At 46.0% G+C, this 452-nt stretch carries 1 pseudogene; it reads left to right on the forward strand.

Annotated elements, in window-relative coordinates:
• Positions 1-452, forward strand: a pseudogene (locus AB4496_RS25505) (type VI secretion system ATPase TssH); the annotation flags it as partial.

The raw sequence follows: 452 nt of genomic DNA on the forward strand, positions 1-452 counted from the left end.
GTCATTCTCTTTATCGATGAAATTCATACTATGGTCGGCGCAGGTAAAGGCGAAGGCTCTATGGATGCGGGTAACATGCTGAAACCAGCATTAGCTCGTGGTGAACTGCATTGTGTCGGCGCAACAACGCTCGATGAATACCGACAATATATAGAGAAAGACCCGGCTTTGGAGCGTCGATTCCAAAAAGTGATCGTGGATGAACCCACCGTTGAAGACACGGTAGCGATTCTTCGTGGTTTGAAAGAGCGCTATGAACTCCACCATCATGTAGAAATTACCGATCCTGCTATCGTAGCGGCGGCAACGCTATCTCACCGATATGTTTCAGATCGTCAGTTACCAGATAAGGCGATTGATCTCATTGATGAAGCGGCTTCGAGTATTCGAATGCAGATAGATTCAAAGCCCGAGTCATTGGATAAGTTAGAGCGCAAAATCATTCAATTGAA

Origin of the sequence: Vibrio sp. 10N.222.46.A1 (genome assembly GCF_041473595.1) — a bacterium.
Lineage (GTDB): Bacteria > Pseudomonadota > Gammaproteobacteria > Enterobacterales > Vibrionaceae > Vibrio > Vibrio tasmaniensis_A.